The organism is Kiloniella laminariae DSM 19542, assembly GCF_000374005.1.
Taxonomy (GTDB): Bacteria; Pseudomonadota; Alphaproteobacteria; order Kiloniellales; family Kiloniellaceae; genus Kiloniella; species Kiloniella laminariae.
Genome location: NZ_KB893135.1, coordinates 353,158 through 373,560, shown reverse-complemented (window position 1 = coordinate 373,560; position 20,403 = coordinate 353,158). Strand labels below are relative to the sequence as shown.

General features: G+C 54.7%; 22 protein-coding genes. 15 read left to right on the top strand and 7 right to left on the bottom strand.

Features of this window, described 5'->3' with window-relative positions; all coding sequences use genetic code 11:
* Positions 1-21: 21 nt before the first annotated feature.
* The 3 genes from B152_RS0106570 to B152_RS25100 all read right to left on the bottom strand — a co-directional run bounded on the left by B152_RS0106570 (position 22) and on the right by B152_RS25100 (position 4,832).
* Entirely contained in the window at positions 22-1,845 is a 1,824-nt protein-coding gene (locus tag B152_RS0106570) for an SEL1-like repeat protein (RefSeq protein WP_020591607.1), read from the bottom strand.
* Complete coding sequence (locus tag B152_RS0106565; RefSeq protein ID WP_020591606.1) at positions 1,842-3,635, bottom strand: SEL1-like repeat protein; 1,794 nt, start codon at positions 3,633-3,635, stop codon at positions 1,842-1,844. Before B152_RS0106565 ends, B152_RS0106570 begins: the two co-directional genes overlap by 4 nt.
* 102 nt (positions 3,636-3,737) lie before the next feature.
* On the bottom strand, positions 3,738-4,832 hold the full coding sequence (locus B152_RS25100) for an endonuclease (protein WP_020591605.1): 1,095 nt from the start codon (positions 4,830-4,832) through the stop codon (positions 3,738-3,740).
* A gap of 210 nt (positions 4,833-5,042) precedes the next feature.
* Here B152_RS25100 and B152_RS0106555 point away from each other — a divergent pair, with 210 nt between their 5' ends.
* Positions 5,043-6,119: a hypothetical protein gene (locus B152_RS0106555; RefSeq protein WP_157230913.1), complete on the top strand. Its 1,077-nt coding sequence runs from the start codon at positions 5,043-5,045 to the stop codon at positions 6,117-6,119.
* A gap of 209 nt (positions 6,120-6,328) precedes the next feature.
* Entirely contained in the window at positions 6,329-6,766 is a 438-nt protein-coding gene (locus B152_RS0106545) for a GFA family protein (protein ID WP_020591602.1), read from the top strand.
* Between the two features lie 302 nt (positions 6,767-7,068).
* Here the strand turns inward: B152_RS0106545 and B152_RS0106540 are convergent, their stop codons facing one another.
* Positions 7,069-7,644, bottom strand: coding sequence for a helix-turn-helix domain-containing protein (locus B152_RS0106540; RefSeq protein ID WP_211212145.1), 576 nt, complete (start codon positions 7,642-7,644; stop codon positions 7,069-7,071).
* A 156-nt stretch (positions 7,645-7,800) separates the two neighbouring features.
* Here B152_RS0106540 and B152_RS22765 point away from each other — a divergent pair, with 156 nt between their 5' ends.
* From B152_RS22765 to B152_RS0106520, 4 genes are all read left to right on the top strand, one after another.
* Positions 7,801-8,703 (top strand): AzlC family ABC transporter permease, encoded by a 903-nt coding sequence (locus tag B152_RS22765; protein ID WP_211212143.1) that lies wholly within the window; start codon positions 7,801-7,803, stop codon positions 8,701-8,703.
* Entirely contained in the window at positions 8,700-9,011 is a 312-nt protein-coding gene (locus B152_RS0106530; RefSeq protein ID WP_020591599.1) for an AzlD family protein, read from the top strand. The genes B152_RS22765 and B152_RS0106530 overlap by 4 nt, the downstream gene beginning before the upstream one ends.
* Positions 9,012-9,172: 161 nt before the next feature.
* On the top strand, positions 9,173-9,709 hold the full coding sequence (locus tag B152_RS0106525; RefSeq protein ID WP_020591598.1) for a CoA-binding protein: 537 nt from the start codon (positions 9,173-9,175) through the stop codon (positions 9,707-9,709).
* Positions 9,710-9,779: 70 nt separating this feature from the next.
* Positions 9,780-10,619: an enoyl-CoA hydratase gene (locus tag B152_RS0106520; protein WP_020591597.1), complete on the top strand. Its 840-nt coding sequence runs from the start codon at positions 9,780-9,782 to the stop codon at positions 10,617-10,619.
* 49 nt (positions 10,620-10,668) lie between these two features.
* On the opposite strand, the gene B152_RS22760 is transcribed toward B152_RS0106520, so the two are convergent.
* A complete protein-coding gene (locus B152_RS22760) occupies positions 10,669-11,148 on the bottom strand; it encodes a GFA family protein (protein ID WP_157230911.1) in 480 nt (159 codons plus the stop codon).
* A 323-nt stretch (positions 11,149-11,471) separates the two neighbouring features.
* On the opposite strand from B152_RS22760, the gene B152_RS0106505 reads away from it, so the two are divergent.
* Both B152_RS0106505 and B152_RS26510 read left to right on the top strand, forming a co-directional pair.
* Positions 11,472-11,996: a hypothetical protein gene (locus B152_RS0106505; protein ID WP_020591594.1), complete on the top strand. Its 525-nt coding sequence runs from the start codon at positions 11,472-11,474 to the stop codon at positions 11,994-11,996.
* A gap of 82 nt (positions 11,997-12,078) precedes the next feature.
* Positions 12,079-12,210, top strand: a complete 132-nt coding sequence (locus B152_RS26510; RefSeq protein WP_281168711.1) for a hypothetical protein — start codon at positions 12,079-12,081, stop codon at positions 12,208-12,210.
* 47 nt (positions 12,211-12,257) lie between these two features.
* Here the strand turns inward: B152_RS26510 and B152_RS0106500 are convergent, their stop codons facing one another.
* Positions 12,258-13,307 carry a DMT family transporter gene (locus B152_RS0106500; RefSeq protein ID WP_020591593.1) on the bottom strand — a complete coding sequence of 350 codons (1,050 nt, stop codon included), beginning with the start codon at positions 13,305-13,307 and terminating at the stop codon, positions 12,258-12,260.
* Positions 13,308-13,655: 348 nt separating this feature from the next.
* Here B152_RS0106500 and B152_RS0106490 point away from each other — a divergent pair, with 348 nt between their 5' ends.
* Together B152_RS0106490 and B152_RS0106485 are read left to right on the top strand one after the other, a co-directional pair.
* Positions 13,656-14,408: an FRG domain-containing protein gene (locus B152_RS0106490; protein ID WP_020591591.1), complete on the top strand. Its 753-nt coding sequence runs from the start codon at positions 13,656-13,658 to the stop codon at positions 14,406-14,408.
* Entirely contained in the window at positions 14,405-15,496 is a 1,092-nt protein-coding gene (locus tag B152_RS0106485) for a DUF262 domain-containing protein (protein WP_020591590.1), read from the top strand. Before B152_RS0106490 ends, B152_RS0106485 begins: the two co-directional genes overlap by 4 nt.
* Before the next feature lie 149 nt (positions 15,497-15,645).
* Here B152_RS0106485 and B152_RS0106480 read toward each other — a convergent pair whose 3' ends face one another.
* Complete coding sequence (locus B152_RS0106480; protein ID WP_020591589.1) at positions 15,646-16,239, bottom strand: MarR family winged helix-turn-helix transcriptional regulator; 594 nt, start codon at positions 16,237-16,239, stop codon at positions 15,646-15,648.
* A 120-nt stretch (positions 16,240-16,359) separates the two neighbouring features.
* Between B152_RS0106480 and B152_RS0106475 the strand changes: the two genes are divergently transcribed.
* From B152_RS0106475 to B152_RS0106455, 5 genes are all read left to right on the top strand, one after another.
* Positions 16,360-17,172, top strand: coding sequence for a hypothetical protein (locus B152_RS0106475; protein ID WP_211212141.1), 813 nt, complete (start codon positions 16,360-16,362; stop codon positions 17,170-17,172).
* Between the two features lie 88 nt (positions 17,173-17,260).
* On the top strand, positions 17,261-17,842 hold the full coding sequence (locus B152_RS0106470; protein WP_020591586.1) for a redoxin domain-containing protein: 582 nt from the start codon (positions 17,261-17,263) through the stop codon (positions 17,840-17,842).
* Between the two features lie 135 nt (positions 17,843-17,977).
* Positions 17,978-18,454 carry a GNAT family N-acetyltransferase gene (locus B152_RS0106465; RefSeq protein ID WP_020591585.1) on the top strand — a complete coding sequence of 159 codons (477 nt, stop codon included), beginning with the start codon at positions 17,978-17,980 and terminating at the stop codon, positions 18,452-18,454.
* Positions 18,455-18,519: 65 nt separating this feature from the next.
* A complete protein-coding gene (locus tag B152_RS0106460) occupies positions 18,520-19,218 on the top strand; it encodes a helix-turn-helix transcriptional regulator (RefSeq protein ID WP_020591584.1) in 699 nt (232 codons plus the stop codon).
* Positions 19,219-19,264: 46 nt separating this feature from the next.
* Positions 19,265-20,389, top strand: coding sequence for an aminotransferase class I/II-fold pyridoxal phosphate-dependent enzyme (locus B152_RS0106455; protein WP_020591583.1), 1,125 nt, complete (start codon positions 19,265-19,267; stop codon positions 20,387-20,389).
* Positions 20,390-20,403 lie beyond the last annotated feature (14 nt).

The window sequence follows — 20,403 nt, the reverse complement described above, 5'->3', positions numbered from 1 at the left end:
ACGGTATAGATGTTCTTTCGCCTAGTTTGTTTTCTTGCGGGATTCAAGAAGGGCAAGGATTTGTTCACGCCGCTTCTGCGCGGGTTCAAAACCTTGCCTGGCGGCTTTGTCGTACCAGCGCATTGCTTCGACGATGTCTTCGGGGCGGCCCAGCCCCTTGAGATAAATCTCGCCCATTTGGTACTCTGCTTCGGGCAGGTTCTGGTTTGCAGCACGGGATACCCAGTGGAAACCCTCCTTATAATCTGGCGGGCTGCTCTTGAGATTATAATAAATCCCGAGGATGTACTGGGCTTCCGGTAGGCTCTGTTCGGCTGATTTCCTGTACCACTTCAGAGCCTGGCTCATGTCTTTTATCGTCCCGTTGCCATCTTCATAATCCAAGGCGAGCATGTACTGGTAATCCGGGTTTCCCTGTTCGGCTGCTTTTTTGATCCAGAAAAAGGCCTCTCTCTGGTCCGCTGGGGTGCCTTTTCCCTTTCGATACATTTCGCTGATCATGTATTGCGCGTCTTCATGGCCACCCTGAGCCGCAATCTTGGCCATGACGAAGGTATTTTCGAGATCCCCCTCATGATAGAACTCACGCGCAACAGTCAGAAAATCTTCCGGGGTTTCAGGCATCCTGATGCCGGACGATGCGCCAGAAGATTTCGCTTGGTTGCCGGGCTTTGAGCCTGGCTTCGAAGCTGGTTTTTTCGCGGGTTCCTTTGGGGGTGAACCGGGTGTTTGTTCCAGTTTAGCGAGTGCTGTTACGGCATACTCAAAATCCTGGTCAGCGGCCAGTTTAAACCAGTAGCGAGCTTTGGCCCGATCCTGTTCAACGCCCATTCCCCGCAGATAGTGATCTGCAAGGACATACTGCCCCATCGCATTGCCATTCTTCGCGGCAAGCCTGAACCAATAGAGCGCTGTTTCTGTATCCTTGGGGACCCCTTCGCCATAGATGTAAAACAAGCCCATGGCTGTCATGGATTCAGCGTGCCCCTGTTCAGCGGCCTTGTGGTACCAGTTCCGGGCCTGGATGTAATCCTGGGGGAGATCTTCGCCGTAATAATAGAGATCTGCTAAAGTGTATTGGGCTTCCGGCTGCCCGTTTTTTGCCGCCTCTTTGATCCACTTCAGCGCTTCTTGCAGGTTTCCTTCGGTTTCGTGGATGCTCCAGAGCGTGAGTTGAGCCTCGGCATCCCCGGCTTCGGCAGTGCGGTGCAGGCGCTGGCGCGGGGTGAGGGTGATCTCGGGCTTGCGTTTGGGGAAGGGGACCTTTGATTTGTCCAAGACCTGTTGCTGCGCCGGGGTCGGAGACGCGGCGGTATTGGTTTCTGGCGTTTTCGAAGCCGTCTGCTCTGCTGCAGAGCCCGGTTGTTCCAGTCGGGCAATGGCTTCTGCCAGCCCCTGTTGGGCCGCCTTGCGATACCAGCGCAGGGCTTCGTCGCGATCTTTGGGTGTGCCTTCGCCCTTCTCGTGCATTTCCCCAAGCGTAAACTGTGCTTCCTTTTCGCCTTTGCGGGCGAGAATGCTGATCCAGCGCAGGGCTTCGCGCGGGTTCTTTTCCGTGCCGATCCCCTGGCGGTAAAACGCCCCGAGATAGATCTGGGCCGAGGTATTCCCGGCCTCGGCGGCTTGCTTGAACAGCCGGAAAGACTTTTCCATATCCTGCCGGGCAAAGGCGGAAAAACCCTCTTCAAAGGTTTCGGTTGGTCCGGCCTGAACCGGGGCAGCCCCCAGAGCGAGCGTTGCAACAAGGGGAAGGATGAACAAAAGCCGGGCGAAAAGAGGTTTGATCCCTGTTGGGGCCAGGACAGCTGTTCGATTTGTCGCTTTGTTGGTACGGCTGCAGGTCACGAGGGCATCTCCCAGTTGGCGACGGCGCGTTCGGCTCGCTGAAGATCCCGGGACGACAAGAGGGCGGCGGCAGCTTTGCTGATCTCTTCGCCTTCGGCAAGGCCGTTGTTGCCAGCTAGACGGGCCCAGATGTAGGCGTCTCTGTTCAGGGCACTGCTTTCGTCGGGATCAGCCTCCTTACTGGCCTGGGCGAGATATTCTTTGGCCAGGGCAAGCTGGGCCGCGGGATGACCGCGCTGGGCGGCAAGCTGTAGCCAGTTCATGCCTTCGCTGCTGTCAGGAGGAACTTGCGGCCCGGCCCCCTGGAAATAGATGAGCGAGACTTCGTACTGACTTTCCAGATCGCCTTCTTCTGCGACCTGTTTGATTTTGGCAAAAGATCTGGCATCATGGGGGGCAGGGTTTTGCTCTTCCTCTGGGCTCTCTTCTGTTGAGCCAAACAGCTTCTGAAGTGCGTTCTGATCTTGTGAATTGCCCCGTTTCTGCGCCGCTACCGCCTGTTTCAGGGCATCAAAAAAACCGAGATTTTTTTCTGCTGTTTCAGCGCCGGGATCAGGAGTATCCGGGGCATCAGGAGCATCGGCAGTATCTGGCGTTTCCCCTGCTTTGCTTGGGGCTTTGCTCCCGGCTTTGCCCCCGAATTCTTGCGCGATCCGGCTTTCAAGCCGGTCAATAGCCTCTGTTGCCTTGAGGTTGCCAAGCGCTTCGGCCTGACGGTAAAGCCTGAGAGCTTCCTGCCTGTCGAGCGAGACAACTTGCCCTTCTTCATAAAACTGCGCCAACATAAAAAGCGCGGGGTGATATTGTTGTTCTGCCGAACGTTTCATCCACTCCAGCGCTGTTTTATCATCACGCTCTGTGCCAAGGCCGTCGTGATAGATTATGGCCAGGCGTAACTGGGCATCGGCCTGCCCCTGTTCTGCTGCGGCCTGGTACCAGCGGCGGGCCTTGAAAAAATCGGCAAGCCCCCCCTGACTCTGCAGAAAGAGATCGCCCAGATAAAACTGGGCGTTTTTGTCGCCAAGTTCGGCGGCCTTCTCCAGCCAGATCCGGGCTTTGCCATGATCCTGTTTTGTGCCGTCGCCGATCATGTACAGCAGGCCAACTTGGATAAAGGCGGGTTCATAGTCCAGATCAGCGGCTTTTTTGTACCATTCAAAAGCTTTGGTTGTATCGGAAAAAGCGTTGTCCGTATCGTAGTAGAGAACAGCGAGGCCAACCATGGCCAGTCTGTCTCCCTGCGCCGCGGCCTTGTGAAACCAGATCAGGGCGGCGGCATTGTCCTGGGCTGTTGCCGATCCGCTTTGGTACATGTAACCCACGGCAGTCTGGGCTTTCATATCACCTGCGCGGGCCAGTTCCAGGGTTCTTTCAAACAGGGCCTGTTCAGGGGTAAGGCCTGGGGATGCAGGCTGTTCTGCGACCCCCAGTCTTGCCAGCTGCTGTTGGGCATCGGGATTGCCCTGTTTGGCAGCCTTGCGATACCAGACGATGGCCTGTTCAAGGTTTTGTTCAGTCCCGGCACCGCGTTCCATCATGTAACCGACGAGATACTGGGCCGCCGGATTGCCTGCTTCGGCATGTTCAAGAAAAAAAACATAGGCGGTGGCAAAGTCCCCCTCGGTCATGGCCTGCATGGCTTCTTGCTGGGTGACGGCTTGGGCAGGTGCGACGGGCAGCAGAAGCAGAGACCCGGACAGGAAAATCGGGGCGCAAAGCCGCCAGAACGCCGATAATAACAGCGGTAACGACACGGGGGACAACAGGGGTAACAACAGGCGAGGTATCATGGGGAGTCCCGGAAAGGAAGCCGTGGGGCAGACAGGGTTTGTTTCCGGAAACTCTAGCGGGAGATCACAACCTTTGGAAGATTTTTATCAGGGTGAAGACGATTATTGCGGAGAAGATCCTGTGCTGTTCCGGGCTGATTCTAGCGGAAGTGCCGGATTTTCCCACCAGCAAGCCCCGGCAGGATTTGGCGGGATGCGGGCGACGAAAGGGTTTTCGATCCCGGTCAGATGGGCGACACGGTCATGGCGGCCCCGTTCCCAGGGACTGACGGGATCGGCCTTGCTCCAGCGTTCGAACCGGTCCTCTTCTCCCGCAATCAGCTCCACCCCGTGACGGGCAGACATATAGAGCCAGATCCGCGCGACATCTCCGCGTTTGCAAGGCGGGGGGGCAAAGCTGCTGTTGGTATCCTCGATCTCGCAGCGGCCAAAATCAGATGTGCTGGCAGGCAGTTCTGCGTAACGGTCGTTGCCACGCAAGGCGTTAACCTGCCCGATAGAAGGCACAAGGTTGTGCAGGTCAAAGATCATGGCCTGGGCCTCTGGTGACTCTTGCTCGCAGCGACTGCGCGAGCCACGTTTGCCGTCGGCTGTTTTGGTCCAGCAGTCAAAGTTGCGCGCTGGCATTAAGGAAGCGGGAACCACATGCTCCCACTCGACCCGGGCCGCGCGGTTTTTATGCTTGTCCTGGGCTTTATACCCGCAGGAGGGCCCGTCAATCTTGCCCGAACCGTCGCTGTCGCCGTCGCTGCTGTAGCTGCAACCACAGTAAAAACTGCGCGGACGATCCTGAAAGATCACATCATCGGCCGCATTTTTGGCCTCGCGCCAGCTTTCCGGTTGCCACAGCGGGATCTGTTCGGACAGCGTTTTTCCGGGGGGTGTGGAGGGCAGGGGAAAACCTGCGATCACGGGGGAGTTTCTGTCGGATTTTTCGACAGAGATTCCTGGTTCTCTTGATCCGCTATCTGGTGGAGTGATCTCTGGTGTTGCAAAAGAAATAGCGTCGATCTGCCTGATAAAGTCGGCAGGGCTTTTCTGCCAGATCTGTTTGAAAAGCACCACCAGAACAATGCAGAGAAGAGCGGCAAGAGGGGGGAGAAAGCGACGGGTGAGCGCGTTGCGGGATCTGGATTTACGGGATCTTGGCCGGAGGGATTTGAGGTGGGATTTGAGGTGGGATTTAAGGCGGGACATGAAAAGCCGAAGAGACTTGGAGACGATGCTCGGGTGGAAAAATACAGGGCTGAAGGGCGAAGGGCTGACCGGGGGGCAGATCCCTTTCGCAAGGGTTGTTTTTTTAAAAGGGGAGTTGTCGTATTAATTGTTTTAACGCAATATGTTAGAATTGAATTTACGGGCGCGGGCGTCATAGCACAGCGCGGCCAAAGCGAAAGGGTTCTTTTTGTGGCAAAACCGGATCTCTTCTGCCTGATTGCGAAACAGACGGCAATCCGTAACGCAACGTCTGTTCAGACAACCGCGAGAGACCGGCGCAAGCTCAACAGCGAGACGCGCAAGAGGGAAATTGGGGCCGAGCGTGACCGGCAGGCTTTGCTTCTGTTGGAAGAACATCGCGCGTCGTTGTTTCATATCAATGAAGTGCTGGATAACCGGGAAAAAGTTCCGGCTTCTTCTTCTTTTGCCTCGGGGGAGAGACTTTCCCCCAGTGGCGAGATGGAGCAGCTGCGCGAATTCCGGCATTATGTCGGGGAGTTGGAACAAAGTGACTTTCCGGACCTTTCCGACAAGGAATATCTGGTCAAAACCCGGCAGCGGGTCGCGGAACAGTGGGAAGCAACCTGCCAGCGCTGTGGTCAGCTGATGCGCGATGTGGTGCGCCACAAAAGTGAACTGCAACAGCATCGCCGTGACCTGGAACAGCTCTACCCCCTGATTTTCCTGCGTGATCGCATGCGTGCAGGCCGCTTCTGGTTTGACGGCGGGGTGACAAGGTTGCGTATCGGACTGGGGTTCGGGGCTTTTATCCTGCTGTTGTCCATTTTGTCCCTTGGGGAAAGCCGATACCAGTATCTGTTATTTGTCGTGACGGGCGGATTTTTGCTCTGCCTGCTTGGTCTGTTCTGCTGTTCTCTCATGCAAAAAGATGCCAAGGACAAATTGCGGCAGGAGCTGGATCTTCTCTGCAAGTCTGAAGACTGTCCGCCACCGGTAATTGCGAAGGACTATTTTGACCTCGACGGAGTAGAGCACCTTATCCCCAATGATCTCGCCACGATTGTCTATGGCAAGCGTTACAGGACAAAGGGGAAGTCAGGCCACCCCGAACGCGACACCAGTCAGGAGGCCGAACGCGAAGCCGCCAAACTGACTGGTGAAGGGCTGATCCGGATTGCCGATGCGATCGAAAGCGAGCTGCGTGGAATAGGGCTGCAGCTGGCCGAACTGGACCGCGAGCTGGGTTGGAGAACTGCGACACAAGATAAGGCTGGAGAGAAACAACAGCCAAAAAATAACAGCTGAAAATGCCTCCTGACATAAACTGTCATGATGTTCTGGTTAATCTTGCTGTTCCAACATCTGTTTTGCCCGGACCCTGTCGTGATATCTTCGGGGTGGGGAGAATTGCTTGGGGATTTGTGCCGTTCGGCAACCGGGCAGGCCCTGTTGCTGACCACAAAACCAGCATCATTTTTGAGAAGAACCAGTGAAATGTCCGAGGGAGTAGAAACATGACACAGCAGGAAAAACCAAAAGTGGCGAAGATGACCGGAAAGTGCCTTTGCGGTGCGGTCAAGTTCACCGCAAGCGAGGTCACCACAGGTCACGGTGCTTGCCATTGCAGCACCTGCCGCAAATGGGGCGGCGGCCCGGCGCTGGCCACCGATGTCGGCAGCATCCAGTTCGAAGGCCAGGACAATATCTCGGTCTACGGTTCGTCAGACTGGGCCGAGCGCGGCTTTTGCAAAACCTGCGGCACCCATCTGTTCTATCGTCTCAAGGAAGGCGGCATGAACGTGGTCTGGGTCGGGGCCTTTGACCAGCAGGAGGCCTTCACCCTCGCCGCCGAGATCTATATCGACAGAAAACCCAAGAGTTACGACTTCGCCGGAGACCACCCGCGTCTGACCGAAGCCGAGTTCCTCAAATCCATCGGCATGGGCGAATAACCAGCCCCTGATCCGTTCAAAAATGACGAAAAAAATGGACCCGGTTCATCAAAAACGCTGTAAACCAGCCGTTTTTATTTTGATGAATCGGGCCTTTTGTCTTGTATTTCAGCCTGTTATTCGACCTCTGTCATAGCATAGCGGTGCATAAAGGGAAGCTATGACGCCGCTGCTGCTTATGCTTCCTATGCTGCTGTCATAGTATAGCGGTGCATAAAGGGAAGCTATGACAATAAGCCCCCGCATTGATCGCCGGATCCGTCATAGCATAGCGGTGCATAAAGGGAAGCGGGGGTTGGCTCTTAAATACTTTCCATCATCAGCACGGCTGATGTATCCGGGGCGAGGGCTTTGAAGGTGTGGGGGCGGTCGCCGGGGTAGGTGAAGTAGTCGCCGGGGGCCAGTTCGACCGGGGCGTCGCTGGGGCCGACCAGGGCGCGGCCGGAGCAGAGAATGACATGTTCCATGGTACCCGCGGGATGGGGATCGGAGTTGCGGGCCTGGCCGGGCTGGACGCAAACGCGGAAGATATCGCGCCGGGCCGAGGGCGGACAGCTGGACAGCAGGGTGGCGATATAGTTGGCTTCTGATGACAGGGCCTTGGGACCGTCGCCCGCACGGATCAGTCGGGTGTCGGGCTGCGGCGCATCGATCAGGCGGCTGACCGGAATGTTCAGCGCCGTAGCCAGGGCCCAGAGGGTTTCCAGCGCGGGATTGCCTGCCCCTGATTCCAGCTGTGACAGGGTGGATTTGGCGACCCCCGCCTGTTTCGCCAGTTGCGACAGGGACAGTCCGGCTCGTTGGCGTTCGCGGGGCAGGGTGGCGGCAATCAGGTCAATTGGTTTCATTCGGCTGGGTTCACTGTCTACTGGGTTCACTGTCTACTGGGGTCTACTGGGGTCTACTGGGTCTTTTGTCTTGAATGTCATGTAAAAATCGTTCGGTAAAAAGAACAGTAGTTCATCTTGACGAACAATAGTATCTTTGTCACTATATCGAACAATCGTTCGTTATGAAATGAAAAGATGCAGACTATGGACCCGACCAGACCGCAGGATGAAGTGCCCCGGAAATTGTCCCAAAAATCAGGCGACAATCCACCCCAAAATTTTGGCAAAAATTCAGGCAAAACCCCGGCGCGGGCAGGGGGGAGAATTTCAGCCGATGTTTTCCGCGACGGGGGGATGGCTCCCCGGGCGGAGTTCTGGCTGGCGGTGCGGGATATCACGCCGCTGGCGCTGGGCGTGGCGATCTATGGGCTGGCCTTTGGTTTGCTGGCGGCGCAAGCAACAATGGACGCGCTGGACATCGGTGTAATGGGGGCGCTGGTTTTTGCCGGATCATCACAGATTGTCGTGGTTGAGCGTCTGGTCGCCGGGGCCGGGGCGCTGTCGGCACTGGTGGCGGGACTTGCGCTCAACCTGCGCCTGTTGCTGGTGACGGCTTCGATCCGCGATGTTTTTGCCGGGCGGCCACTGTGGCAGCGCTTGCTGGGCGCACATATGACCACTGACGAGAACTGGGCCCTGATGCTGGCGACCCGCGCCCGGGGGGTGAAGGTGGGCTACTGGTATCTGGTCGGCGGCGGGGCCTGTCTGCTGGTGACCTGGTTGGCCTCGACCGTTTGCGGGGTGATTTTTGCCGCCGCTATTCCCGAGCCCAAAGCGCTGGGCATGGACTTTGCCTTTACCGCCGCCTTTATCGCCATTGCCCGCTCGCTCTGGCGCGGGCGCGGGGATCTCTGGCCCTGGCTGACCTCCTTTGCCGTGGTGGCGCTAGCGGTGTTGGGCGGGCTGCTTGATCCCTCGCACGCGCTGGTGCTCGGCGGGGTGCTGGGGGCGGTTGTGGCCAGCTGGAACAGGCAAGAAGGGAAGCAAGAACGCGGGCAAGAGGACGGCCCAGAAACTGGCCCAGAAACTGGGGAAAAAGCAACATGAATGAAACCGTCACAGATATCTATCCGGTGATCTTTGCTCTGGCGCTGGCGACCTTTTCCATTCGTCTGGGCGGGGTGCTGCTGGGCCAGCGTCTGCCGCAGAGCGGGCGCTGGGCTCGGGGACTGAACGCGCTGCCGGGCTGTCTGATCATCTCGCTGGTGTCGCTGCTGGTTTTATCCGGCGGGCCCAGAGAATGGCTGGCCGGAGGAATCGCGGCGGCGGTTGCCCTGCTGACCCGCAGCCTGCCACTGACCATGGCCGCAGGCATTGCCGCGATCTGGCTGCTGCGCAATTTTGTTCCGATCTAGCCAGGGGGGTGAGTGGGGCGCTCTTGGGGAAGGGGCACTCCTGTCTCGATAGCTTGGGCCTGGATAACTCGGGCCTGGATAACTAGGGTCTGGATAACTCGGGCTTGAGCCCTGTGGGAAAACCTGCTTTGCTGGGTTTTTAACCTCTGGTGAAGTCCTCCATGTCTCCCGATCCCAAAAACCCGGCTCCCAAAACCCCGGCTCCCAAAACTCACGATCATCAAGCCGATTTCTACAGCGATGCCTATCTTGTTGATATTCTGAAAGAGGTCAGAACCATTGCGCTGGTCGGGGCAAGCGACAAGCCGCATCGCGCCAGCAACGGGGTGTTTGGTTTTCTGCAGCAGCAGGGCTATGAAATGTTTCCGGTCAACCCGGCACTGGCGGCTGGAGGGGTGCGTTCCGGCAGCGGAGCTGAGGCAGGGCAGAAGATCTGGGGCCGCCCCTGTTTTGCGTCGCTTGCTGACCTGAAGGCACAGGGTCACGCCATTGATATGGTCGATGTCTTCCGCGCGTCTGATGCGGCACTGGAGATGACAAAAGAGGCGATTGCCATCGGTGTCAAAGTGATCTGGATGCAGCTGGAGGTGGTCAGTTATGAAGCGGCCGAACTGGCCGAAGCCGCCGGGATCAGGGTGGTGATGAACCGCTGCCCGGCGATCGAGATCCCCCGGCTTGCAGGGCTTGGCCTGCTGTAACAGCCAGCCTGTGCAACGGCTCAAAAGCTGTACGCGTACAGGGGCAGGTGGTTGGAAAAAGGAAAAGACGATGACAGATCAGGCACTTTCTAAACAGGCAGACAAGGTTGAGACAGGTGAGCAGATTTTGCTTTGGCAACTGGATGACAGCGGAGTGTTGCGTCTGACCCTGAACGATGCCGCCCGGCGCAATGCCCTGTCGGAAAAGATGTTGGGACTGCTGGAGGCTGCCCTGCAGCGGGCGGAGGCCGATCCTTCGGTACGGGTTATCGTACTGGCAGCCAGCGGTCCGGCCTTTTGTGCCGGGCACGACCTGAAGGAACTGCGCGCCGCCCGGGCAGAAGCCGATGGCGGTGCGGAAATCTTCAGCCGTATCTTCACGCGCTGTTCGGCGGTAATGCAGGCGATTGTCCGCCACCGCTGCCCGGTGATTGCCGAAGTCGCCGGGATCGCGACGGCGGCGGGCTGTCAACTGGTGGCGAGTTGTGATCTGGCTGTTGCCGCCGATACGGCCCGCTTTGCCACGCCGGGGGTGCATATTGGCCTGTTCTGCTCTACACCGATGGTGGCTCTATCGCGCAACCTGTCCAGCAAACACGCCATGGAAATGTTGCTTACAGGCGACCTGATCCCGGCAACACGGGCCGAAGCCATCGGGCTGGTCAACCGTGTTGTGAGAACTGATGCGCTGGGCGCTGCGACCCTGGAGCTTGCGCAAGCTATTGCGAGAAAATCGGCCCTGACCCTGGCAATCGGCAAGCGGGCTTTTTATGAACAGCGTGAATTGCCGCTTGAGGAAGCTTATGGGCTTGCGGGGCGGGTAATGGTGGAAAACATGCTCAAGGCAGATGCGGAAGAAGGGATCAATGCCTTCGTCGAAAAACGCCCGGCGGTGTGGCGCGACAAGTAGGGGGGTGCTTCACCCTTTTAAAACACTATCGAGTTTAAAGAGCCTCTCTTCAGAACATCCTGGGTTTGTCGTAGACCTGCGGATTGACCGCTGTACCGTCGTTGGTGGTTGCGTGAGCAAGATAACAGTTGATGCCTGGCGGGATGATGGTGCCGCGCTGGGCAGTTTCCAGAAAAATGTGTTTGGCGGTTTCGCCTGTGCGGTCAAACCAGTCGGGATCGTCAAAGGTGCCGCCGTAGACCCCGACAGCATCGGCAAAGCGCTCGAACGTCAGATAGAGCTTGGTGCCACAGGTGGCGCAAAAATGGATATAGACCTTTTTGCCGCTGCCTTCGGATTTGTGTTTATAGACCTTGGCGCTGCCCCGGATGGTCGCGAAGCAGGCGGCTTCAAAAATCGGCTCAACCAGATAGGCACTGCCGGTGGCCTTCTGGCAAAATTTGCAGTGGCAGAAGGTCACCCGGACCGGCGCGGCCTGGACAGCATATCTGACCTCTCCGCAAAGACATCCACCTTCAGCAAGCGACATGATCTTTTCCTCTCTCAGGACAGGGATACAGCGTAGCATAGTCTGAAATATTTCCGGAAAATATTTCGTAAACCTGAAACATTGGGCAAGGCTATTTTGGGTGGAATATTGAGAAATTCTCCAGATACAATCATGAATTGTTTTGATCTTCGTTCTGATGAAGATCCGTGTTATATAATTATTCGAGTTCAAGGGGTGATCTCTGCTCTTTCCGGTTCCGGTACTTTGCAGGTCTGGTGCTTTGCGATTTTTTTGCCGTGGTGTGTCATATCCTGAAATTTGAGCATCGCCCCCCCCTGTAAAACAACACGTGGGAGTACGCCATGTCACCGCAGGAAGTGGCGCGTATCAATCAGGTTTATCGTGCCTATCTCAACTCGCTCTATGAAATAGACTATCATCACGAATGCCACGACCGGCTGGCCAGTCGCTCGCAGCATATCGACTTTCTGATCGCGCTCGGGGCCGCCTCCAGCGGGGGAACCGGGCTGGGTATTCTTGCCTCGCCGGACTTTGCCTGGCTCTGTGCCATCCTGACCACCATCTCGACCATCGGGGCGGTGGCCAAGGGGATTTATGACTGGAGCGGGCGTTTGAAAAAATCCATCGAACAGGTTGAATTCCACACCCCGGTCAAACACGGTCTGGCCAATCTGATTGAAGATATCAAAGCCTCACAAGCCTGGAGCGGGGACTTCGAGGCCCGCTATACCAAACTGCGTGATGAACTGGCGCTGGTCCCCGTGAATTCGGGCAATGGCCTGTCAGTAGAGATCCAGCGCCAGATCCAGAACCGGATCAAGGACCGGTTGCAATACAGGAACTGGTGGGGCTGGCAGGAACAATAGTGCCTGGTCTGAGCAGCTGTACAAAAGGGAGAGTACAGGGCTTGGAGACCAGCCAGTTTGTCTGTGTGAAGGAGATAACATCATGAAATCCGACTTTACCCCTTGTTTGTCCGAAGTGGAGTTGCGGCGCGGTCCGCGTCCCGGCCCCGGCCAGAGCCCGGAGGAACCAAACCATCCCACCCCGGAAGGCCCGCCTGATCCCTGGCTGTTATGAAGCAGGTACCACTGCAAATAATGCGGGAAAACTTGTTTTGCACAGGGTTATTTTTCAGGAAATGTCGCTGTAACTTCCCCCTGGTCCTGGCGTTTGCGCAGGGCGTTTCGGTGGATAGTGTAGAGGGTTGAGGCGATGATGATCGCCGCCCCGCTCAGGGTATAGACCGTTGGGATTTCGCCAAAAAAGACAATGCCGATGCCGGTAGCAAAGAGCAGCCGGGAATATTCCATCGGCGCGACTGCGACCGTTTCGGCCACGCGAAAGGCCTGGATATACAGCCAGTGCATCAGCGACATCAGCGCGGCGATCACCCCGATAATCAGCACATCTGTCAGTGACGGCGGCACCCAGAACCAGATCGCCGGGCCGATCATATAGAGGGTGATGAAGCTGTACTGATAGGCCATAATGGTCGAGGGTTTGTCGACCTGCGAGAGCTTGCGCAGGATAATCATGACCGCAGCGACAAAGAAGGCCCCGGTCAGGGCGAGCAGGGCATAGAGATGCTCCTGGACAAAGGTCGTTGTTGCCGCCAGAAAGGCTTCAAGTGTCAGCAGGGTTTCCCCGACCGCTTCCGAGCCGGAAGAAAGGTCAGGCTGGATAATAATCAGCACGCCGATAAAACCGACAATGGTGACTGACCAGCGGCGGATACCCACGACTTCGCGCAGAAAGATGATCGCCAGCAGGGTGGTAAAGAGCGTGCGGACAAAGCTGATCGCTGTGACCTGGGCCAGCGGCAGGTGGACCACAGCGGTAAACCCGGCACTCATGGCAATACCAGAGCAAACCCCGCGCAGCAGGTGAAAGCGAAACAGCGTGGTGCGAAAGGTGGTGCGCCAGTTGCGGATCACCACCGGGGCAATAATGCTGACGGCAAAGAGCTGGCGGATAAAAAGGATCTCGAACACCGGGATGCGCTGGCCGATCATCTTGATCAGCCCGCCCATACAGGCCCCGGACAGGGCTGCCAGCAATACCAACAACGACCCGCGTACATTGCCCGGAATTGCCCCCCAATAAGGGTGCCAGCGGCTGTGCAGGGTGTGGCTGTAATAGCTCTGGAGGCGGACCGGAATCAGTTGAAGGGGCATGTAATATTCACAGATACAAGAGACAAAAAAGAAAACAGAAAGCAGAAAACCGGGGCCGTAAGGGGGCCGTCAGGAAAAGCGAAGCTGTACCGGGATCAGACCCAGGCCAGGAAGCCGTGAAGGCCAGAGGCGGGGAGCGGATGAAAAGATGTACAGAGCGTCCAGCTTGCACCTCTTCCATCTACGGCGCAAGTGGCTGGCAAGGATTTGTGACAAAGAAATAAAGCTTTGGCGAAAAAGTGACCTGCTGGATGTTTTTAACTGGATTAAAATCATGGATTGCAGATATTGTGATGCTACTATTTTATAGCGTCTGGCTATTGAATGTAACTGGATTGGATTTTTTAAGTGATTGAAGAAAAGCCAATATCTTCTATTCAAGATTTTCTTAATATTCAAAAACAAGATAGAGAGAGCTACACTGAGGCTGTTTGGTATCGTGGCCATGCTAATGTAGAATGGAGTTTAATTCCTGGTTATTATAGGTTATCCACCCCTCCATCTGAAACAACCCTTATTAATAAGTTTAAGCAAAATGCGTCGATGTTGATTGATCGACAGCCAAAGGAATCATTCGATTGGTTATTCCTAATGCAGCATTATGGGGTGCCGACAAGATTATTAGATTGGAGCGAAAGCCCATTAGTGGGGCTTTATTTTGCGTTAGAGGATATGGAAGCTCACTCAAATACTGATGCGTGCTTGTGGAGGTTAAGACCTGCAGAATTAAATGCTGTATCGAGAATTATAGATCCAAATGAGGCGGGATATATCCCCTCCTTTGAAGATGATTTAATAGTAAGCACTTATTCCCCTGAAAGTTTAAATGGAAAGATAAAAACACAGTCGCTACCAGTAGCTACAATAGCAACAAGAAATAATCCAAGAATTCAAGCGCAAATGGGGGTTTTTACCGTTCATCATGATTATAGAATACCAATAGAGAAAGTTTCTGATGGGTCCTATTTGATGAAATTTATTATACCTGCAGAAAATAGAGCCAAATTAAGGGAAGAAATTCAATCTCTTGGGTTAGGGAAGTTTCAAATGTTTCCAGAGCTTTCAAGTGTAGGTGAAACGATTAAAAGGGGGCTGTTGTGAGTTACATTGAAACATCTGTGTTGAAAAATAGCACAATTATGCTTCTGTATTCAGAAATTGATGAAATCAAATTTGATCCTGAATATCAGCGAATGGGGGGCGTTTGGACTATTGATAAGAAGCAATTATTAATAGACTCAATTCTTAATGATTACGATTTGCCAAAAATTTACTTTCACCTGTATGACACAAAAAAATTTCTAGAAACGGGTATTAAATACGCTGTAATTGATGGGAGGCAGCGCTTAGAGACTATTCGAGGCTTCATTGAGGGTGAGTTCAATCTATCAAATGATTTTGAATATCAGCGTGATGATACAATCAAGCTAGCTGGATTGAGCTATAACGATATTGCAAAGCAATACCCAAAAATTAGAGTGAAATTTGACTCATTTGTTTTACCGATTGTGACTGTGTCTACATTGGGAAACGATTTAGATTTAATTGAAGATATGTTTGCCCGGCTAAATGAAGCCTCTCCATTAAATGCTGCAGAAAAACGAAATGCATTTGGAGGATTTATGGTCCGAGCGATCTCAGAGCTGTCAGGGGGAAGGCTTTTTATTAATAAGGTTCGTTTTTCTAACTCTAGATATCAGCATAAAGAAGTCGCTGCTAGATTTTTAGTTATTGAAGATAGTATTTCTGTTAATGGTAAGTTAATAGATACTAAAAAAGTTTATTTAGATGCAATGGCTAAAAAATATAGAGAAGAAGGTGCGGAGCACGTAAATTGTATTTTGCAGAAATGCTTAGAAATCTGCGATTGTATGTGTGAAGTTTTTTCTGATAATGATGAACTTTTAAATGCACAAGGAAATTTAACAATTTATTACTTGATTTTTAAATCAGCAATGATTTCTGATGAATTGGATAAAATTTCTAGGCGGAAGCTTTTAGATTTCCGTGAAAAGCTTCGAAAAAATAGGCAGGATGCAGAAGAGAATTATGCTGATTCATCATATGATCTATTAGAGTATGATCGCTTAAGTCAGCAAGGTACAAATGATTCGTCTAATCTAAAAGAAAGAGCCAGAATACTTGCGTCTGAACTAAATATCTCTTTCGACCCCATATGGGCCAAGTAGTGGATGGGCAGGGTGAGGATACGGAAGGAACCTTGGAGCGTGAAAGTTACGCGACAAAATCGACATGGCCTGCTGAGTAATAGGACGCTATAAGCAAAATCGTGACCGAGGCGAGTCAATGATGGACTTTCTCAGTGTTTTGTCGAGGGTCAGGCGGCTTCCTGTTCGATGCAGATTTTATGGCTGCCGCTTTCGCTCAAGGGTTCGTTGAGCAGGCTACAGAAATGTGGCTTGCCTTCACTTATATTTCCCTGAGCACTGTTTTTGCGGAAATGGCGGCAGCTGTTGCAGATGCCAAAGGGACGGTTGCCTTCGCGCTGTAGTTTGGCCCGGAGCAGCTGTTCCAGCGCGGCCTCCAGCTTTTGCCGATCTGCCGGGGGCAGGCCTTCAAAGAGGGTGCCAAAGCTGGTGAGCGCATCGCTGCTGGCCAGTTCTTCCCCGGCAGCAGTCAGCCTGAGAGCGACCGAGCGGCGATCCAGAGGATCGGGGGTTTTCTCAAGCAGACCCTTTTTTTCCAGGGACATCAGGGTTTGTGAAATTGTGCCTTTGGTCGCACCAAGATAGGCGGTCAGGCCGCCGGGCGTGCGAGAGAAACGGTTGGCCCGGGCCAGAAACCGCAAGGCATCCCACTGGGCCGGCTTTAACCCTCCGGCATGGCCGTCGTGATTGACCAGCCGCGAAAGGCGCGCCAGCAGGCTGATAAAATGGTCCGGTGTGTTTTGGTTTTGGCTCTGGTTTGGCATCAGTCATTCTCTGGTTATGCAAAATGGTATCGACTAAAAACGAATCTTGCAAGCCGCAATAATCCTTGTTATCTGTTTAAATGTATCGAGTCGATACTAACTGTGACGCGGGAGCTAATTATGAAAAAGAGAAACAGGCTGGAACAGACTTCAAACGGGGTTACAGGATTGAAAAGGGGACTTTTGGCCACGGGGACGAAGAGGAGGGCGAAGGGGATGACGATCGGGGCGGCGATCTTGTGTGGTTTACTGGGGAGTTCGGCAAACCTTATGGCGCATGACATCCTCAGTCCGGTTAATCCGGCGGTTGATCCGCCCTTTGATATTATTAAGGCCTCCGCCTCTACCGACGGACGCTGGGCCAGCTTTATGATGGAGCTGGCTGGGAAAAGCGGTAGTATTATCCCGGAAGCCAGCGGTGCTTTTCGCGGAGCAGAAGTCTATGCCTATGTCTGGCCGACCAAGATAGATCCTTCCGGTGTTGGCTTTGCCGAAGGTTCAGGCATTCTGGCGTTGGCGATTACGGCGCATCCCGATTTTGATGATACGCCATTGCATGATGAAAATGGCGATGGTGATCCGGCCAACGACGGCAAAAACTGGCATGCGCACTGGGCGGTACTGGCAGAAGATGCCGCCTGTGGCGCTGGCTTCAAGGTCAAGGAAATCTCGCCGGGGCAGGATCTGGTGCCCGCCAGCATGCCCGATCTGCCGATTGCTCTGGATGCGCCGGGGCAAAGTCCCTTGCTGAACGATAACAGCCTGCACATTACCCTGCCGGTCAAGGGCGCCGAAGCCGCAGCTTTTGATGCCATGACGGCAAAATTGATGATTTCTCAAGAGGGATCACCGGGGCCTTTGCTCTGTGTGACGGAGGCTCAGGATGTGGCCTCGGGCGATCTGTCGTTCCCCGGTATCATCATGAAAAAATAAGCAGGAAACTGGTCGATAAAAAATTGGGGCAGGTTTTGAGCCGTTAAAGGCCTGCCCCCCACAACTGCGACATTCAGGAAGTGAAACCATGAGAAAGTTACAAAAAGCCCCAGCCTTGCAGGTCGAGCAGTGGTTTAACAGCAAGGAGGATATTACCCTGGAAAGCCTGCGCGGGCGGGTGGTGCTGATTGAGGTATTCCAGATGCTTTGTCCCGGCTGTGTTGAGTTGGGCTTGCCGCAGGCCAAACGGGCAGCACAGCTTTTTTCGCCCAAGGATCTGGTTGTGCTGGGGCTGCATTCCGTATTCGAGCACCACGCGGCCATGACCCCGGTATCACTCCAGGCCTTCTTGCAGGAATACCGTATTCCCTTTCCGGTTGCGGTTGACCTGCCCGCCCTCAAGGGAACAATTCCACAAACCCACATTCCACAAACCCACATTCCACAAACCATGCAGCGATATCAGCTTCAGGGAACCCCCAGCCTGATCCTGATTGATCGACAAGGGTATCTGCGCCGGGTCAAGTTTGGGGCGATCGACGATATGCAGTTGGGGGCAGAGATCATGTCGCTGATCCGGGAAAACCCTCTGGAGGGAGAAGAAGGCACGATGAAAATTGATCCCGCATCTGTCCCGCCGGGATGTGACGAAAAGGGTTGCGCGATCTGATCCGCTTTTCATAACCAACAAAAATACTGATCAGATGCCTTCACACAGATGTGAGAACTCAAGGGAGAGATAGAGCTTTATTTGACAATCCCGATAAGACTAGTCTCTGGCATGGACTGTTTCCCGGATGGCCTTATGGATATGATCAAGTTTGTTCGTCTCTCGGAGATCAAAGAAGAACAGATTATCGCGCTGATGAATAATGAACTGGTCGGCAGGCAGATGCCCTTGCTTGCCGGAGGTTTCTCGGGCGAGAGCTGTCGCGCTTTTTTGAAAGCCAAAGAACAACTTTGGCACGCCCATGGCTATGGCCCCTGGGCTTTTCTGATCGGGGGGGAGTTTGCCGGATGGGGCGGTTTGCAACCGGAACAGGGGGACGCGGATTTTGCCCTGGTCCTCCACCCCAGATTCTGGGGCTGGGGACGACAGATCTTTAACAAGGTCAGGGATCAGGCCTTTAATGAAATGGGCCTTGAGTCCATAACAATCCTTTTACCCCCCGGCAGACCGAACTCAAAAGCCGTAACACGCTTGGGGTTTGTTGAAGACGGACAGCAGTCCGTTGACGGGGAACTTTTTATGCGGTTTCGTCTTAGGGGCAGCCATAAATAATACAAAATATCTTAAGTTGACAAAATGTATTTGTTTGGTCATTCTCTGTCAAAGGGCAGGGAATCATGACAGACAACAGCACGCAAAAAATACAGCAAGATCAGCATCTCTGCGAACATCCGCATCTGGATGCCCTGAGGTGCTATATTCCGGTCTGTGAGGCGATTGCCAGCTTGCTTGCGCCCCAGGCTGAAGTGGTGCTGCACGATCTGGCGCACCAGCGTATTATTCATATTGCCAACTGTTTTTCCCGGCGGCGGGTCGGGGATGATTCCCTGACCGAAATCGATGAGTTACCATCGCTTGATCACGACGTGATCGGCCCCTATGCCAAGGTCAATTACGACGGGCGGGCGCTCAAATCCATTACCTCGGTTCTGCGTGATTCAACCGGGCAACCGATTGGTCTGCTCTGCATCAACCACGATCTCAGTCTGGCCTCAGCACTGGTCGAACAACTGCAAAAGCTGGTGACCCCGGTGCAGGAGTTGGGGAGCTCAGGCGCGCAGCAGGGGCAGGATGACAAGGCGGCGGTGCTTTTTGCCAATGACTGGCGCGAGCAGATCAACGAACAGATTGATGGCTTCCTGCGGGCGCGGGGTCTGACCCTCGCGGCGCTGAACCGGATAGAGCGGCAGGAGCTGGTCAGCGTTTTGGCCGACTTCGGCTTTCTCGAAATTCGCAATGCGGTGCCTTATCTTTGTGATGTGCTGGGGATATCGCGGGCGACACTTTACAAATGGCGCAAGCAGCAAGGCGGTTGATTGCGTCGCCGTTCCTTTTGACTTTTAACAGGCAGAGACAAATCCCATGCGTGACTTCACTCTCGAGACTTTCTTTTCCAAATGGGAATTTGCCGCCCGTTATCACATGACCGCGTCAGATATGCAGAGCATGAGTGTGAGCGAGCTGCTGGCACTGGCTTCGGACGAAGACCGCACGGCCTTTGACAAGCTGCATCTGGGCTATACCGAAACCTGGGGCGCACCGGATCTGCGCGCCGAGATCGCCCGGACCTATGAAAGGGCAGAACCGGATGACATCCTCTGTTTTGCCGGGGCGGAAGAAGGCATCTACATCGCCATGAAGGTACTGTTGGAGCCATCTGACCACGCCATCGTCGTGGTGCCGAACTATCAGGCCGCCGAAACCCTGCCGCTGTCGATCTGTGCGGTCAGCGGGGTGGCCCTGAATGCGGAAGACAACTGGTCGCTGGATATCGATGCTGTCCGTGCGGCGATCCGGCCCAATACCAAGCTGATCTCGATCAACTTCCCCAACAACCCGACCGGCGCCGTGCTGGAGCGCAGCCGATTTGATGCGCTGGTTGAACTCTGCCGGGAACAGGGCATCTGGCTGTTCAGTGACGAGGTTTACCGCGGGGTCGAGCGCGAGGAAAGTCTGCGTCTGCCCCAGGCCGGGGATGTTTATGAGCGCGGTCTGTCACTCAATGTCATGTCCAAGGCCTATGGCCTGCCGGGCCTGCGCATCGGCTGGATCATGACCCGTGACCGGGAAATCCGTAGCAGGATGGAGCGCTATAAACATTATCTCTCGATCTGCAATTCCGCGCCGAGTGAGCGCTTGTCGCTGATCGCGCTCAAGGCCCGCGACCAGATTTTGACGCGCAACCGGGCACTGCTGGCGGAAAACGCGGTCAAGCTCGGCAGTTTCTTTGCCGAGTTCCCTGATCTGTTTGACTGGCGTCAGCCCGAAGGCGGCTGTGTCGGCTATCCGTGTTACAAGGGGCCGGGCTCAACCGATGAATTCTGCGAGAAACTGGTGCGCGAAAGCGGCGTGCTGTTGCTGCCGCCGCACATCTATCACTCCGAACTGCTGCCCACACCCTCAGACCGTTTCCGGGTCGGCTTTGGCCGCGCCAACATCGACGAAGGCCTGTCCGCCTTCCGCGCCTGGTTGCGGCGTAACGGTTAAGAGGCCCGAGCGAG

Bases quoted from the DNA above. Each gene is read 5' to 3' on its own strand.
- B152_RS0106505 (WP_020591594.1), top strand. From the start codon at position 11,472: ATGTCACCGCAGGAAGTGGCGCGTATCAATCAGGTTTATCGTGCCTAT.
- B152_RS0106545 (WP_020591602.1), top strand. From the start codon at position 6,329: ATGACACAGCAGGAAAAACCAAAAGTGGCGAAGATGACCGGAAAGTGC.
- B152_RS0106500 (WP_020591593.1), bottom strand. From the start codon at position 13,307: ATGCCCCTTCAACTGATTCCGGTCCGCCTCCAGAGCTATTACAGCCAC.
- B152_RS0106470 (WP_020591586.1), top strand. From the start codon at position 17,261: ATGAGAAAGTTACAAAAAGCCCCAGCCTTGCAGGTCGAGCAGTGGTTT.
- B152_RS0106475 (WP_211212141.1), top strand. From the start codon at position 16,360: ATGAAAAAGAGAAACAGGCTGGAACAGACTTCAAACGGGGTTACAGGA.
- B152_RS0106455 (WP_020591583.1), top strand. From the start codon at position 19,265: ATGCGTGACTTCACTCTCGAGACTTTCTTTTCCAAATGGGAATTTGCC.
- B152_RS0106480 (WP_020591589.1), bottom strand. From the start codon at position 16,239: ATGCCAAACCAGAGCCAAAACCAAAACACACCGGACCATTTTATCAGC.
- B152_RS0106525 (WP_020591598.1), top strand. From the start codon at position 9,173: ATGTCTCCCGATCCCAAAAACCCGGCTCCCAAAACCCCGGCTCCCAAA.
- B152_RS26510 (WP_281168711.1), top strand. From the start codon at position 12,079: ATGAAATCCGACTTTACCCCTTGTTTGTCCGAAGTGGAGTTGCGGCGC.
- B152_RS25100 (WP_020591605.1), bottom strand. From the start codon at position 4,832: ATGTCCCGCCTTAAATCCCACCTCAAATCCCACCTCAAATCCCTCCGG.
- B152_RS22760 (WP_157230911.1), bottom strand. From the start codon at position 11,148: ATGTCGCTTGCTGAAGGTGGATGTCTTTGCGGAGAGGTCAGATATGCT.
- B152_RS0106520 (WP_020591597.1), top strand. From the start codon at position 9,780: ATGACAGATCAGGCACTTTCTAAACAGGCAGACAAGGTTGAGACAGGT.
- B152_RS0106460 (WP_020591584.1), top strand. From the start codon at position 18,520: ATGACAGACAACAGCACGCAAAAAATACAGCAAGATCAGCATCTCTGC.
- B152_RS0106565 (WP_020591606.1), bottom strand. From the start codon at position 3,635: ATGATACCTCGCCTGTTGTTACCCCTGTTGTCCCCCGTGTCGTTACCG.
- B152_RS0106465 (WP_020591585.1), top strand. From the start codon at position 17,978: ATGGATATGATCAAGTTTGTTCGTCTCTCGGAGATCAAAGAAGAACAG.
- B152_RS22765 (WP_211212143.1), top strand. From the start codon at position 7,801: ATGGACCCGACCAGACCGCAGGATGAAGTGCCCCGGAAATTGTCCCAA.
- B152_RS0106530 (WP_020591599.1), top strand. From the start codon at position 8,700: ATGAATGAAACCGTCACAGATATCTATCCGGTGATCTTTGCTCTGGCG.